We start from the raw sequence: 13838 nt of genomic DNA on the forward strand, positions 1-13838 counted from the left end.
GGGGGGCGGGGGGCGCGGGGGGCGCGCCCCGCGGGCGCGGGGCCCCCGCGCGCCCGGGGGGGGGGGGTGGGGGGGGCCCCCCCCCCCCCCCACGCCCCGGTGTCGTGGCGAGCTCAGCCCTCCTGGGCGAGGCCCTTGATGTCCTCGTAGCCCATGCCGAGCTGGTTGAACATCAGGATCTGCTCCTTGGGCATGCCGAGACCGGTGAGCTCCGTGAGCTGCGCGTCGGTCAGCGGCTTGCCGGGGCCGGCCTGCAGCTTGCCGGAGGTCCCGAACCCGCCCTTCCCGGTGCCGGCCCCTGCGCTCGCGAGGGAGAGCACCGCGTTCTGGATGTCCTCCCCGGTGAGCTTGGTGGCGTCGGTCGGTGCCTGGACGGTCGGGGCGGACTGGCTGAACGCGAGCTTCACCGGGAACGCGGTGCCCGGGCCGGCCTTCGACGAGAGCTGCGCGAGGTCGAAGGTGGCCGAGGAGAACTTGCCGCCCTTCAGGTACACGTCGACGCCGATCTTGCGGTCGGGCACGTCGGCCGGGACCTTGGCGGGGAGCTTCCCGAACTGCTCCGGGAACTTCGCGGACAGCGGCTTGACGGCGTTCAGCACCCCGTCGAACACGTCGCGGGCCGGGGCGCTCATCAGGACGTGGTCGGCGCCGTCCGCCTTGCCCTTGTCCTCGAAGGTGACGGTGCGGGTGAACACGTCCTTCAGCGAGTTGGTCAGCTGCTTGGCGGTGTCCGGGTCCAGCGAGGGCTTGCCGGTCGGGGTGGTCGACTTGGCCCCGTCGGACTTCTTGGCCGCGTCCGCGAGCTCCTGCAGGTCGAGCGAGACCCACTTGCCGGCCAGCACGTCCTTGACCGGGTTCAGCTCGGCGGGCAGGTCCTTGGCGATCGCGTCCACCTGCGCCGGGTCCTCGCCGACCAGCTTCACCAGGCCCTTGGCGTCGGCGCGCACGAACGCCTTGGCGTCGACCTGGCGGTACTCCAGGAGCGCGGTGCCCTTCTTGTCGGAGAGCACGTAGGAGACGCGCAGCGACTTGTCCGGCGTCACCTCCTGGGAGCCACCCTGGTTTTGCGCGTTCTTGAAGGTGTCGAGTTCCTTGAGGGGCTTGTCGGCGGCCATCACGACGGAGACGCTCAGCCCGGACAGGGCCTCGGCGCTCTTCTGCTCGACCTTGTCCCCGGTGGCGTTGCCGAAGGCGACGATCTGCTCGGGAGTGGCGTCCACGGAGATCGTGGCAGCGGCGGCGGTGCCGTCGCCGATCGCGCCGAAGGCCTTGGAGACCTTCTGAGCGGCCGAAAGCTGCTGGACGGTGCCGCAGGCGGTCAGGCCCGCGGCGAGGACGGACGCGCAGACGGCGACGGGCATGGCGCCGCGTGCGGCCTTGCGAATAACGGTGTTGATGGTACGTCTCCCGTGTGACTGGACCTGGGCCGCGGACCGGCCGACCCCTCCCCTGTGGCGTGTGGCGCCACAGCGCTCACACATGTGATCACATTATCAACAAGTGGGTGTGTGATTTCTTCGGCCGCCGATTTCGTCAGTCGCCGGGTTCGGTAGCCATCGATTTCGTCAGTTGCCGGCCCGCAGCCCGACCCGCAGCCCGGCGAGCAGGACCGGAAGCGACCGGTGGCCGTTGGAGATCAGCGACGCGACCGGGGCCAACTCGGCACCCGGAGCGAGCGCGAGGTCCGGGAAGCGTTCGAAGAGCCTGCGCAGCGCCGTCTCGGCCTCCATCCGGGCCAGCGGCGCGCCCAGGCAGAAGTGGGGGCCGTGCCCGAAGGCGAGGTGGTCCTTCACCGGCCGGGTGACGTCGAAGGCGTCGCCGGTGTCGCCGTACCGGCAGGGGTGTCGCCCGGCGGCCGCGTAGGCGGCGAGGATGGCCTCTCCCCGGCGGATCGTCACCTCGTCCGACAGCCGGATGTCCTCGACGGCGTAGCGCAGGGGCAGGTGCGCCACCGGGGCGTCGTGGCGCAGCGCCTCCTCGACGACGTCGCTCCACCGCGCCCGGCCGGCCCGGACCTCGGCGAGCTGGTCGGGGTGGGTGAGCAGCAGCGCGATCCCGTTGTCGATCAGGTTCACCGTCGTCTCGTAGACGGACGAGACCACCAGCAACAGGGTGTCGCGGAGCTCCTGTTCGGTCAGGGCGGCGGCCTCGCCCTCGCCCTCGGTGTCCCGGGCCGTGACCCACACGGCCAGCGGCCAGGTGGGGACCACCCTCGGGAAGTCCGGCCAGTGCCGGTGGCCGTCCTTGGAGACCCGGGGGTCCTTCAGCAGCAGCTCCAGCAGGCCGGGGTCGGCCACGGCCCAGGCCTCGACGCCGAGGATGTCGACGGGCGTCGCCGGGCCGCGCGCGCACAACTCGGCGGTCTCGGCGTCGCGTTCGCGGCCGGTGGGATCGAGGACGAGGCGCCGGCAGTCCATGAGGGCTCCTTCGCTCGGTCGAGTCGGGCGGGAGGCACCGGAGCAGCGCTCCGGATCAAGGATGCGGCCGCAACCCCGCCCGTGTCGGGAGGGTGTCCCGGCCGACGCGGGGGTCCCCTGGAAGCCTTGGGGCGGAAGGAGTTCGCCGGTGCGGGCGGTGTGGGCGTACCCGTGGGCGCTGGCCTTCGGGGTGCGGGTCCGGGTGCGGTAGCCGACGTGGATCAGGCCGAAGCGCCTGTCGTAGCCGTGGGCCCATGCGAAGTTGTCCAGCAGGTCCTCGGGGTAGGCGCCGTCCGGCGTCGGGCCGAGGAAGACGCGGTTGCCGACGGCGTCGATCCGGGGCGGGTCACCGTCACGCCCGCGAAGCGGCCGGTGACTCCCGGAGGGTGCGGCGGGCGGCGGCTGCGGCGAGCAGGGCCCAGAGCAGGCTGAGGCCGGCCACGGCGTAGACGCCGCCGGAGAGGAAGGCGAAGTCGAGGTCCCCGGAGGCGGGCGGGGCCCAGCCCTCGGGGTCGACGAGGACGGTGGTGGTGGTGCCGATGTCGGACGATCCGTAACAGCCCGAGCCCTGGTACTCGGCGTGCGGGAGCGGCTTTCCGTCCGTGCGGCGGATGCCGCAGGTCCAGTGCGTCCTGCCGCCCTTGTCCTTGCTGCCGTGGGCCCAGGTGATGACCGCCTCGGTCCGCTCCCCGCGGTGGGCGAGGACCTCCGCCCGGGTGGTGGCCGTGGGGACGGCGAGGAGCAGGACGCCCAGCAGGACGCCGGGCCAGAGCACCCAGCCGCGGGCGCGCACCGCCATCAGTGCGCCCAGCGAGGCGATGAGCGCCAGTACGGCGAGGATCGTGAAGAGGGCGGTGTGGTCCGGGTCGACGGCGAGCACCATCAGCCCGACGATCGTCACCGGGGCGAGCACCGCGACCAGGGCCGCCGTCCGGCGGACGGTCCGGGGCGACAACGGTTTGTCCTTCCGGGGCCGCTTCCGCTGGGCGGTCTTCGGCCGTTGGGCGGCGGCCGCGTCGCTCAGCGGCCTCTTCTGCTTCTTCCGGCCCTTTGCCATGGTGGCCCCCGTTCGGTGGTTCGTCGTACTGCTCGCGACAGTGTGACCGGAGGCCTGGCGGCGTGGAAGACCGGGGCCGCTGTTCCGACCGGCCCGGGGCCGGCCGGAGGAACGGACCCGTCACGGTTCGTCATGGCTCGTCATGGACGGCCGAGACCTTCCTGTTCGAGGTCGAGGTCGCGTTGGAGGCGGCGCAGCGTGGTGTCGCTGATGCGGTGCTCCTCGTCCGGCGACGGGCGTCCGTCGGCGGTGCCCGTCAGCGGCGACCGAACAGCCGCGCCAGGAAACCGCCCCGGCCCTTCGTCCGGTCGCAGGCGCAGCGTCCGGACTCGGGCACCCCGGCGAGCACCTGGTCGACGTGCATGCCGCACCCCGCATAGCTCGCCTTGCCGCAGGTCCGGCAGGTGGTTCGTCGACACATCGCGCTACTCCTCACGTCGCACCCCCGGATGGGGCGCCGGTCCTGCCAATATACCCCTATGGGTATTTTTGCGGCGCGGGGGCGGCCCGGGACACGGACCCCGTCGTGCCCGGACCCCGTCGTGCCCGGGCCCCGTCGTGTCCGGCTGGTCAGCCCCGGCCGGTCCGGGGCGCCGGACCGGCCGTAGCCCCGGATCAGCAGCGCCCCCCGCCGAGCATGATCCGCGCGATCAGCTCCTGCCGGCTGCCCACCCCGGTCTTGCCGAACACCGACTTCAGGTGGTCCTGCACCGTGTACGGCGTCATCGCGAGCACCCGGGACACGTCCCGGGTGTCGCTGCCGCGCACCAGCAGCAGCGCCACCTCCTGCTCGCGGGCGGTCAGCCCGTACGCGGCCAGGTGGAGCGGCATCAGCTCGGCCGGCGAGGCGGGCGAGGCCACCACCGTCACCGTGTCCGCCGCCCCGCCGCCGCGCAGTGTGGAACCGTGCAGCAGGTACCAGCGGTCGTCCCGGGTCCGGACCCGCACCGGCGTCTGCGGCACGGTCAGCCCGTGCGCCGCCCGGCGGGCGTGCTCGGCGGCCATCGCCACACTGGTCGGGACGGTGAGCGAGGTGGGGGTGGGGTCGGCCAGCCGGACGAGCAGCTCCTCGGCCGGTCCGGACAGCGCCTGCAGCCGGTTGTGCCGGTCGAGCACCAGCACTGCCGGCCCCGGATCCACCGCGTCCGGCGCCCCGGACGGTACGTGGCACGCCCGCAGCGCGTTGCCCAGGTGCCGGGCGGCGGCGTCGGCGACTTCCCGCTGGCGCCCCAGGTACGGGCCGCGGTCCGGGACCCGCAGGAACGCCGCGCACCCCCACATCCCGCCCGCCGCGTCGAACACCGCGCGCAGTTCGTCCCCGAATCCGGCCGGCGCGACCTGCTCCCGGTACCGCACGCTCTCCTGGAGCCGCCCCTTGGTCGCCCGGCTCAGCGTCTCGGCCTGCACCCCGCTGCGCCGGATCTTCGGAAAGGTCGCCAGATCGTCCGCCCACACCTCCAGCCGTACGGCCTGCTCGAACGCGGCCAGGCTGAGATCTTCGCTCTGCACCGAGTTCACCAGTCCGGTCGCCGGGTCCGCCGTGTGCCAGCACACCGCGTCGAACTCCAGTACCGGACGCAGCAGTTCGTCAGCCCGCCGGAACACCTCCGGCGTCGTCAGCCCCGCCCCCGCGAGCTCCCGCATCCCCTCGATCGCCGACCGCGCCGCCACCCCACGAGTCCCACGAAGTCCCATGGCGGGAAGCTAACACGCGGTTCGTACTCCCACCCATGGGCCGATCGGCGGGGTGCGACTCCTCCTCGGGACGGTCCGGCGGCGCCCCGGTCTCATCCTGACGTCCCGTCAGGATGAGGCCGGGAGGCGCGGAAACGCCTCAGGCCGGGAGGGAGTCCATGAAGGAGCTGACCGAGAAGACGGCCCGTCCGGGGCCGGCCGGGCCGCCCTCCCCCGACCAGGTCGCCTGACTCCACTTCGCCCTGGTTGACCCGTCACCAGGGCTCTGGCCGGCGACGTCCACCAGTGGTTGATGGCCCCGGTGGACGGTCAACCGGCCGTCAACCAGCCCGGCAACCACCCGGGAAGGGGTATGCCGACCGCACCGAATGCGGTCGGCACGCCCCTGCGGCGTGCGCGGATTGCCACCGTTGAGTCACGCCGAGCGATCACGAGGGAAGTCCTGGCGGTGCTCGCCGTCTCCTACCTCTGCCACCACGTCATCGGCTGACCCCGCTCCCTCGGCCGGCGCCCGCTCCCCGTCGGCCAGGCATGACGAAGGGCCGCGCACCACCGGTGGGCGGTTTCCGGCGATCGTTGCCACACGTGGTCGGTTGTCCAGGCCGCGAGGAGTTCAGTCAGACGCTCGGCTGGGGTTTCCCGGCCGAGCGTCTTGCGTGGACGGCGGTTGAGCTGGTCGGCGACGGCGGCCAGGTGCTCCGGGGGGTGGACCGACAGGTCGGTGCCCTTGGGGAAGTACTGCCGCAGCAGGCCGTTCGTGTTCTCGGCCGAGCCGCGCTGCCAGGGGCTGGCCGGGTCGCAGAAGTAGACCGGGACGTCGGTGGCGAGGGTGAACTCGCCGTGCCGTGCCATCTCGCTGCCCTGAGGAAGCGGTTCGGAGAGGGCGATGCTCGGCCGCTACAACGTCACTGCCTCCACCCGCTTCGCGACCCGGAAGGCCCTGACCTGGACGAGGACGACGACGGCCGGGAATGAGCCTCATCTCAGGAGCAAACCGGCGAGCTGATCAGGTTGCGGGTGGCCCAGGGCGCCCGCGTTCAGGGCAAAATCCCAGCCGGACGAGTTGGACCCACGCCCGCGGCCCTTCCGTGATCGCGAGACTCGCTGTAGTGATCAACGACGATCAGTGGTGAGACAGAGCACTGCGGGCGACACCTGCCTCGGCGCGCCTCTCGCCCTCGCGTGCACTGAGAGTGATCAACTAGGGCATGGCATCGTCCTGGTCCGGCAAACGGGTGCGCCTGCGCGCTATCGAACCCGACGATTGGACGGCGTTCGCGCGCTTCGCTGACGCTGACGGTTACGGGCAGGGCCGGACCCGGCTGGACCTGCCGCGGTCCGCCGAGAGCTATCGTGCCTGGGCGCGGGAGCAAGCCGTTGCCGAGTGCGATGACGACCGTTTCCGGTTGGCAGTCGAAGCGACGGCCACGGGAGAGCTGGTCGGCACGGTCGGCTCACATCGCACCGGCCGTCCATCGGGCTGGTTCGAGTTCGATGTCACGATCGGCGCTGAGCACCGACGCAAGGGCTATGCGGCGGAAGCCGTGGTGCTGCTGCTGCGCTTCATGTTCGCCGAGCGGCGCTATCACAAATGCCTGGCGGCGGTCTTGGCCGACAACGGGGCATCGCTGGCACTCTTTCGTCGGCTCGGCTTCACCGAGGAGGGGCGCCTGCGGAAACACGTCTTCTCCGCCGGCCGGCACCACGACCTTGTCATGATGGGCATGCTCGTCGACGAGTTCGACCGGCGACACGCGATGAGCGAACCGTGAGCCGGTCATACGATCACGTGTGGAACGGCACGCGGACCTGATCAACGTTCGCTGCTCGCGGGTGGAGGCGACCTGTCACCGAAAGCGGGACTGCCCTCAGTCGCGCACGGTGGCACGCAGGCGCAGGCCGGCGGTCGCGAGACCTTCGAAGGTGGTGACCTGGTAGCTGGGTTCCGGTCCGGGCGGCTCGCTCACGTGGTAGCGGCGGGCGATCTGCGCGGTCAGGAGGGTGAGCATGGCCATGGCCAGAGCGGCTCCCTCGCAGCCGTGCGGCCCGGTACCGAAGGCGAGGAAGACCCCCGGTTTCGCCGGTGAGCCCGAATCATCGAGCCAGCGCTCGGGCCGGAACCGGTCCGGCTCGGAGTGTTCCCGTGCGTCGCGGTGGGCGGTGTAGGGGCAGACGAGAACGGTGGACCCGGCGTCGATGGTGTAGCCGGCGAGCCGAGTCTGTTGCGTGGCGCGCCGGGTCAGCAGCCAGCTCGGGGGGTGCAGTCGGAGCACCTCGCGAACCAGTGCCTGGGTGTATTGCAGGCTGTCGAGGTGGGTGCTGGTCGTCGCGGCCGGGTCCGTGGGCAGCGAGGAGGCTTCGGCCGCGATGCGGTCCGCTGCCCGGGGGTACCGGGCCAGGTGGAGCAGGATCCATCCGGCTGCCCTGGAAGGTGTCTCGAAGGTGGCGACGGTGATTCCGGGGAGGGTGTCGAGGACGGCCTCTTCCGGCAGTAGGCCGTAGCGGGGGGAGGGCCGGAGCATGTGTCCCAGCGCGTCGTCACCGAGCCGGCCCGATGAACGGCGTCGGCGGACGATCGGCCGCAACGCGTTGGTGAAGGCGACTTGCTGCCGTGTGCGGAAGCGCCGTGCCGACGTGGGGACCCAGCGCGGCCATACCCAGCGCGAGGGGCGTACGAGCAGCTCCCGGGCCACGAAGAGCTGCCAGGCGAAGGGCAGCAGAGCGGGAGCGTCCTCGGAGAAGAGGTAGCGCACGCCGACCTCTGCCAGGACGGGCCGGACGACGGGCAGAATCTCGACGTCCCGGCCCGTGGGCCACTGGTCGGCGAATCGAGCGGTGCCGGGCGCGATCTCACCGATCCGGGCCGCAACCGCCTGCGGGCGTAGTCCGCGCATGCGGGCGGCGCGGGCGTGCGAATGCTCCTCGGGCGTCGGCGCGCTGTTGGCCCGCTTCAACGGTGGGAAGAGGGGCGAGGGCGGCTTGGGGAAGTCCTGCGCGCGGTGCAGGACTTCTTCGCACGGGCCAGCCGTAGCGACTACGTAGGCACCCGGCTCCAGCTGCCAGACGTCGCCGCATTCGTCAGCGCCACGGCGCGCCAGTGCCAGCCGGTCGCGGCTCCAGGCCGCGAAGCTGCCTTCGGGCAACCGCGGCGGCTCATTCATTCGGCCCATGAGATCGCCCCTGGCGCTCGTACCCGTCCAGGCCGATATCGCCGGCAGCATGGCCAGGAGCCGGCGGGTGCCCGGGAGCACCCGCCGGCAGTGCGGTCACAGCTTGTCGGCGGACGTACCCCAGTCGTGGGCCCCGTACGCACCGTAGTTGCGCGTGAAAGACAGCTTTCGGAGCAGCTTGGCGATCATGGTGCACTCCTCTCGCCCGTGTTCAGCACCAAGTACTGTAAACACCGCATATGTCATATTTTAGAACATCAGCCGCGGCCTGGAAATAAGGCGCGTGCTCGCAGCCGCATACGACCCTCGCGGTGAACGACGCCCTCGGCATCCACGTGCCCGCAGGGCAGTTCGAAGTCGAACTCGGTCTGCAGGTCAGCCTCGTCGGGCGCCGGCAGCACACCACCGGTCCCCTGCGGGCCCTGCGGGGGTCACCAGCCGACGGGCAGGGTGCGGGGAGCCCGGGTGATCTGGCCGCGTTTCCAGTCGGGTGCACCGGCCGGGTGGAGGGTCGGGAGGTGGGTGACGAGGCCGGACAGGGCTTCCTGGAGCTGGACGCGGGCGAGTTGCGCGCCGACGCAGAAGTGGGCGCCGTGCCCGAAGGACAGGTGTGACGGGGTGTCCCGGGTGAGGTCGAGCAGGTCGGGCCGGTGGTGGACGCGCTCGTCGTGATTGGCCGAGGAGGTCAGTGCGATCACCGCCTCGCCCTCCCGGACCGTCACGCCGCCCAGCACCACGTCCTCGGTGCTGACCCGGAGGTTGGCGCCCACGGTGGCCTGCGCGTACCGCAGGAGCGGTCTCCCTGTGCTGCTCCGTCCTTCCTGGCCCCGCTCCATCACGGGGTCGGGTCCAGTGTTCTCCCCCTTACACCCGGGAGTTCCCGCCGGTGGGTCGGGGAAGATCACCCCGCCTGTGGCGGGCCGGGGGCGGGTCTGTGCATGAGGAGGGCGTGGTTCAACCGCGATAAGCACGCACGTTCACCTGATCGGGTGTAGAAGATCGTCCGGAGCGTTTCCGGGCCTGCCTTCACACCTACCGTTGGGGACCGAGCGAGACGGGGGCGTGTTTCGAAGATCGCCTTCCCTATGGGCGACCTGACGTCCAGTCATATCGTGCGATTTCATCAGAGGAGGCTCCATGCCCCTGTGCACCAGACCGGAGACACCCCCGGAGCGCGCCGTCGCCGTGGCGGTGGGGTCATGAACTCCACGGCGATGGAGCGGGTCCTGCGCGGACCGAGCGGATTGGGCACCGCGGGCCTCTACCCGGCGCCGGGTGCGTCGGCGCCCGGTGCGGGTGACGCTGCGCCCAGTGCTCCCGTGCCGAACCTCCCGTCGTCCGGCACTCCTTCGTTCGGCAGCCCGTCGTCCGGTACTCCTACGCCGAGCGGTGCCAAGCCGAAGCCCGGCGACCCCATTCCGGGCCTCTACCACCACCCGGTGGCCGAGCCCGACCCCGTACGGGTGGAGGAGCTCAGCCTCAAGATCAAGGCCTGGGCGCTGGACGAGGTCGAGCTGTACCCGCCGGACTGGGAGGACCAGTTCGACGGCTTCTCGACCGGCCGCTACATGGTGGCCTGCCACCCCGACGCGCCCAGCGTCGACCACCTGATGCTCGCCGCCCGGCTCATGGTGGCCGAGAACGCGGTCGACGACTGTTACTGCGAGGATCACGGTGGCTCGCCGGTCGGCCTCGGCGGGCGCCTGCTGCTGGCGCACACCGCGCTCGACGCGCTGCACACCACGGCGGAGTACCAGACGCCCTGGGAGGCCTCGTTGGACGAGGACGCCCCCCGGCGGGCGTACCGCTCGGCGATGGAGTACTTCACCCGCGCGTCCACGCCCTCCCAGTCGGACCGGCTCCGGCACGACATGGCCCGGCTGCACCTCGGCTACCTCGCCGAGGCGTCCTGGGCCGAGACGGAGCACGTCCCGCAGGTGTGGGAGTACCTGGCGATGCGCCAGTTCAACAACTTCCGCCCCTGCCCGACGATCACGGACACCGTCGGCGGCTACGAGCTGCCCGCCGAACTGCACGCGCTGCCCGCCGTGCAGCGGGTGATCGCACTGGCCGGCAACGCCACCACCATCGTCAACGACCTGTACTCGTACACCAAGGAGCTGTCCACCCCCGGACTGCACCTGAACCTGCCCGTGGTGATCTCCGAACGCGAGGACTGCTCGCGCCGGGACGGGTACCTGAAGGCGGTCGAGGTCCACAACGACCTGATGCACGCCTTCGAGGCCGAGGCGGCCGCGCTGGCGGCGGCCTGTCCCGTCCCGACGCTCGTCCGGTTCCTGCGCGGCGTGTCCGCGTGGCTCGACGGCAACCACTTCTGGCACCAGACCAATTCCTTCCGCTACACCCTGCCCGACTTCTGGTGACCACCGTTCTCCGGTGACCACCACCTCTGCCGACCACCACCTCTGCCGACCACCTGCAAGGAGCTGACCCATGTCCCTGACCGACGACATCACCGCCGCCATCCCCGGCCCGGCGACTCCCTACCAGGGCGACATCGCACGCTACTGGGACCACGAGGCCCGTCCGGTCAACCTGCGTCTCGGCGACGTAGACGGCCTCTACCACCACCACTACGGCATCGGTGACGTCGACCAGGCCGCCATCGGCGACCCGTCCGACAGCGAGCGCGAGAAGAAGGTGATCACCGAGCTGCACCGCCTGGAGTCCGCGCAGGCCGAGCTGCTCTTCGACCACCTGGGCCCGATCCCGGCCGACGCCACCCTGGTGGACGCCGGCTGCGGCCGCGGCGGCTCGATGGTCATGGCCCACCAGCGCTTCGGCTGTCGGGTCCAGGGCGTCACCCTCTCCGCCAAGCAGGCCGAGTTCGGCAACGACCGGGCCCACGAGCTGGGTATCGGCGACTTCGTCCGCTCGCAGGTCTGCAACATGCTCGACATGCCGTTCGAGACCGGCCAGGTGGCGGGCTCGTGGAACAACGAGTCGAGCATGTACGTCGACCTGCACGACCTGTTCGCCGAGCACGCCCGGATCCTCGCCGTCGGCGGCCGGTACGTGACCGTCACCGGCTGCTGGAACCCCGCGTACGGGCAGCCGTCGAAGTGGGTCTCGCAGATCAACGCGCACTTCGAGTGCAACATCCACTCCCGTCGGGAGTACCTGCGGGCGATGGCCGACAACCGCCTGGTGCCGCAGGCCGTCATCGACCTGACGCCCGCCACCCTGCCCTACTGGGAGCTGCGCGCCACCTCGTCGCTGGTCACCGGCATCGAGGAGGCGTTCATCAACTCGTACCGGGACGGCTCGTTCCAGTACGTCCTGATCGCGGCCGACCGGGTCTGACGGCCGACGCGGGCGTTCGGCCCGGGTGTGACGGTGGCCTCTCCGCGGACGCGGGGAGGCCCCGCCCGGTCATGGCGGGTGAAGGCGAGGCGGGTGGCGCCGCCCGGGCCAGGTGAGAGGCGGCCAAGGCGTCACGTTATTGTCGTGCCTTCTTCATCCGAAGCTCGCCCCGGTGGGCGATGCTTCGTCCGGCGGCCCGGGAGGGGCGGCCGGGAGGCACATTCGACTGGGGGGACAGTACCTGTGACCGTACGCCGTACCATGGCCGGATTCCTGACGGCCGGCCTGATCGCCGCTACGGCGGCCCTGATACCGACGGGCGCCGCCGGCGCGACGGAGAGCACGACCGCGAGCGGCCCGGCGGACCTGCCGTTCGGCTCGGCCACCACCGTCGGCCTGCACAACACCTACGACCCGGCCGCCTACCCGTACCTCGCCCAGGCGCTCGACACCGGCACCGGGATGATCGAGCTGGACCTCTGGACGGACATCGTCACCAAGGAGTGGAAGGTCAGCCACTCCAACCCGCTCGGCAACTCCAACAACTGCACCGCCGCGAGCACCCCGGCGCAGCTGTACAGCGGCGGCGCCAACAAGAACCTGGAGCACTGCCTCGACGACATCCGGGTCTGGCTCGGCGCCCACCCGGGCGCCGGCCCGCTGGTGGTCAAGCTGGAGCTGAAGGCTGGCTTCTCCGCCAACCACGGGATGGGGCCGACGGAGCTGGATGCGCTGATCGCCGCCCACCTGGGGTCGGCCGTGCTGCGCCCCGCCGACCTGCTCGCCAAGCCGGGCGGCGGTGCGTACGCCAGCGTCGACGAGGCGGTGCGGGCCGGCAACTGGCCGAGCCGCTCGGCGCTCGCCGGGAAGGTCCTGCTGTACGCGATCCCGGGGACGGTCGAGGAGAGCAACCCCTTCGACACCCTGCACACCGACGTCGAGTACGGCCGCCACCTGCGCGACCTCGCCGCCGCCGGCCGGATCGGGGACGCCCAGCTGTTCCCCGCCGTGCACGGCGCCGCGGCCGGTGACCCGCGCACCGTGTACACGGGAGCGGACGCGGGGATCCGTCCCTGGTTCGTGGTCTTCGACGGCGACGCGGCCACGTACGTCAACGGCATCGACACCGCCTGGTACGACCGCTCCCACTACCTCCTGGTGATGACGGACGCGCACAACGTGGCGCCCGCCATCAGCGCCACCGACCCGACGGCCGACCAGGCCCGCACGCGCACCGAGCTGCTGGCCCGGGCGCACGCCAGCATCGTCTCCAGCGACTGGCGCAAGCTCCCGGCCGTCCAGTCCCTGGTCCTCCCGCGCGGCTGACACCGGCCGCCCGACCGCGCCACCGGGGCGTTCACCGCCCCGGTGGCGCACGCGTGTCGGGCCCCGGCCCGGGGTGACGCCCGGCTCGCCGACCCGGGGCGCCTGTCGGATCGGCACCGGCAAGCGCTCGCGGGAGGACTACGACACCCGGGACCACTACGCGACCACTACGCGACCTTCCGTCTGATCAACTTCGGCTGCTGAAACGGCGCTTCGGGCCTCGGGTCCCATGTCCGAGGCCCGAAGCCCAGGCTCCAGCACGCCGCAGTGGACCCGCCCGCGGACGGTACGGCGGCCCGCGATAGCGTCGCGGCACTGTCCGACGAGCCCGACGGGGGCTCCGTCCCCTGGGAGGTTCCCGTGCCGCAGATCCTGGTCGACCACTCCGCCGACCTCGACCTGGACCATGCGGGCTTCGCCCGGGAGGTCCACCAACTGATCGCCGAGGTGATCGACACCACCGTGGCGGACTGCAAGACGCTCTTCCGCCCGTCCGGGCGCCACACGGTCGGCGACGGGACGGGCGGGCGCGCGGTGGTGCTGGTGGAGATCAAGATCCTGGCCGGTCGCAGCACCGGGCAGCGCGCCGAGCTGACGGCCCGGGTGCTCGCCGCCCTGCAGGCCCGCCTCGACGTACCGGCCGCGATCGGCGTCGAGGTCACCGAACTGGACCGCGAGACCTACCGCTTCGTCCACCACCCCGGCCGGTAGCGTCCGGCCCTGCCGATGCCCGGGGCCGTACCTGAGCCGATGCCCGGGGCCGCACCCGAGCCGATGCCCCGAGCCGCACCCGAGCCGACGCCCGGGGCCGCACCCGAGGGGCAGTCCTCAGGTGCAGCCCTGCGGTGG

12 protein-coding genes and 2 pseudogenes are annotated in these 13838 nt (G+C 71.7%); 5 read left to right on the forward strand and 9 right to left on the reverse strand.

Annotated features, from left to right (window positions below; genetic code table 11):
• Window positions 1–113 precede the first annotated feature (113 nt).
• The 7 genes and pseudogenes from ACIOJE_RS39265 to ACIOJE_RS39295 all read right to left on the reverse strand — a co-directional run.
• Window positions 114–1361 carry a hypothetical protein gene (locus ACIOJE_RS39265; protein ID WP_400783187.1) on the reverse strand — a complete coding sequence of 416 codons (1248 nt, stop codon included), beginning with the start codon at window positions 1359–1361 and terminating at the stop codon, window positions 114–116.
• Window positions 1362–1565: 204 nt separating this feature from the next.
• Window positions 1566–2417 carry a cytochrome P450 gene (locus tag ACIOJE_RS39270; protein ID WP_400783190.1) on the reverse strand — a complete coding sequence of 284 codons (852 nt, stop codon included), beginning with the start codon at window positions 2415–2417 and terminating at the stop codon, window positions 1566–1568.
• Window positions 2418–2582: 165 nt separating this feature from the next.
• Window positions 2583–2753: pseudogene (locus ACIOJE_RS39275) on the reverse strand (family 1 glycosylhydrolase); the annotation flags it as partial.
• Between the two features lie 16 nt (window positions 2754–2769).
• Window positions 2770–3474 (reverse strand): hypothetical protein, encoded by a 705-nt coding sequence (locus ACIOJE_RS39280; protein WP_400783192.1) that lies wholly within the window; start codon window positions 3472–3474, stop codon window positions 2770–2772.
• Window positions 3475–3730: 256 nt separating this feature from the next.
• Window positions 3731–3895: a hypothetical protein gene (locus ACIOJE_RS39285; RefSeq protein WP_280681992.1), complete on the reverse strand. Its 165-nt coding sequence runs from the start codon at window positions 3893–3895 to the stop codon at window positions 3731–3733.
• 194 nt (window positions 3896–4089) lie between these two features.
• Window positions 4090–5169: a helix-turn-helix transcriptional regulator gene (locus ACIOJE_RS39290; RefSeq protein WP_400783195.1), complete on the reverse strand. Its 1080-nt coding sequence runs from the start codon at window positions 5167–5169 to the stop codon at window positions 4090–4092.
• Window positions 5170–5769: 600 nt separating this feature from the next.
• Window positions 5770–6033 (reverse strand): annotated as a pseudogene (locus ACIOJE_RS39295) (IS30 family transposase); the annotation flags it as partial.
• 344 nt (window positions 6034–6377) lie between these two features.
• Between ACIOJE_RS39295 and ACIOJE_RS39300 the strand changes: the two are divergent.
• The gene (locus tag ACIOJE_RS39300; protein ID WP_400783198.1) at window positions 6378–6941 is read left to right on the forward strand and encodes a GNAT family N-acetyltransferase; all 564 of its coding nucleotides are present in this window, start codon (window positions 6378–6380) and stop codon (window positions 6939–6941) included.
• Window positions 6942–7037: 96 nt separating this feature from the next.
• Here ACIOJE_RS39300 and ACIOJE_RS39305 read toward each other — a convergent pair whose 3' ends face one another.
• Complete coding sequence (locus tag ACIOJE_RS39305) at window positions 7038–8330, reverse strand: cytochrome P450 (protein WP_280681999.1); 1293 nt, start codon at window positions 8328–8330, stop codon at window positions 7038–7040.
• A gap of 440 nt (window positions 8331–8770) precedes the next feature.
• Window positions 8771–9175, reverse strand: a complete 405-nt coding sequence (locus ACIOJE_RS39310; protein ID WP_400783231.1) for a cytochrome P450 — start codon at window positions 9173–9175, stop codon at window positions 8771–8773.
• A 363-nt stretch (window positions 9176–9538) separates the two neighbouring features.
• Here ACIOJE_RS39310 and ACIOJE_RS39315 point away from each other — a divergent pair, with 363 nt between their 5' ends.
• The 4 genes from ACIOJE_RS39315 to ACIOJE_RS39330 all read left to right on the forward strand — a co-directional run bounded on the left by ACIOJE_RS39315 (window position 9539) and on the right by ACIOJE_RS39330 (window position 13700).
• Window positions 9539–10723 carry a family 2 encapsulin nanocompartment cargo protein terpene cyclase gene (locus ACIOJE_RS39315; protein ID WP_400783201.1) on the forward strand — a complete coding sequence of 395 codons (1185 nt, stop codon included), beginning with the start codon at window positions 9539–9541 and terminating at the stop codon, window positions 10721–10723.
• A 70-nt stretch (window positions 10724–10793) separates the two neighbouring features.
• A complete protein-coding gene (locus tag ACIOJE_RS39320) occupies window positions 10794–11663 on the forward strand; it encodes a geranyl diphosphate 2-C-methyltransferase (protein WP_280682005.1) in 870 nt (289 codons plus the stop codon).
• Between the two features lie 261 nt (window positions 11664–11924).
• Window positions 11925–12989: a phosphatidylinositol-specific phospholipase C domain-containing protein gene (locus tag ACIOJE_RS39325; RefSeq protein ID WP_280682149.1), complete on the forward strand. Its 1065-nt coding sequence runs from the start codon at window positions 11925–11927 to the stop codon at window positions 12987–12989.
• A 360-nt stretch (window positions 12990–13349) separates the two neighbouring features.
• Complete coding sequence (locus ACIOJE_RS39330) at window positions 13350–13700, forward strand: isomerase (protein WP_280682007.1); 351 nt, start codon at window positions 13350–13352, stop codon at window positions 13698–13700.
• Window positions 13701–13838: the final 138 nt, after the last annotated feature.

The sequence above is a fragment of the Kitasatospora sp. NPDC087861 genome (genome assembly GCF_044742585.1).
Lineage (GTDB): Bacteria > Actinomycetota > Actinomycetes > Streptomycetales > Streptomycetaceae > Kitasatospora.

Excerpts from the sequence above, each read along its gene's own strand:
- ACIOJE_RS39325 (WP_280682149.1), top strand. The coding sequence starts at position 11,925 with ATGGCCGGATTCCTGACGGCCGGCCTGATCGCCGCTACGGCGGCCCTG.
- ACIOJE_RS39280 (WP_400783192.1), bottom strand. The coding sequence starts at position 3,474 with ATGGCAAAGGGCCGGAAGAAGCAGAAGAGGCCGCTGAGCGACGCGGCC.
- ACIOJE_RS39290 (WP_400783195.1), bottom strand. The coding sequence starts at position 5,169 with ATGGGACTTCGTGGGACTCGTGGGGTGGCGGCGCGGTCGGCGATCGAG.
- ACIOJE_RS39270 (WP_400783190.1), bottom strand. The coding sequence starts at position 2,417 with ATGGACTGCCGGCGCCTCGTCCTCGATCCCACCGGCCGCGAACGCGAC.
- ACIOJE_RS39300 (WP_400783198.1), top strand. The coding sequence starts at position 6,378 with ATGGCATCGTCCTGGTCCGGCAAACGGGTGCGCCTGCGCGCTATCGAA.
- ACIOJE_RS39265 (WP_400783187.1), bottom strand. The coding sequence starts at position 1,361 with ATGCCCGTCGCCGTCTGCGCGTCCGTCCTCGCCGCGGGCCTGACCGCC.
- ACIOJE_RS39320 (WP_280682005.1), top strand. The coding sequence starts at position 10,794 with ATGTCCCTGACCGACGACATCACCGCCGCCATCCCCGGCCCGGCGACT.
- ACIOJE_RS39305 (WP_280681999.1), bottom strand. The coding sequence starts at position 8,330 with ATGAATGAGCCGCCGCGGTTGCCCGAAGGCAGCTTCGCGGCCTGGAGC.
- ACIOJE_RS39315 (WP_400783201.1), top strand. The coding sequence starts at position 9,539 with ATGAACTCCACGGCGATGGAGCGGGTCCTGCGCGGACCGAGCGGATTG.
- ACIOJE_RS39285 (WP_280681992.1), bottom strand. The coding sequence starts at position 3,895 with ATGTGTCGACGAACCACCTGCCGGACCTGCGGCAAGGCGAGCTATGCG.
- ACIOJE_RS39310 (WP_400783231.1), bottom strand. The coding sequence starts at position 9,175 with ATGGAGCGGGGCCAGGAAGGACGGAGCAGCACAGGGAGACCGCTCCTG.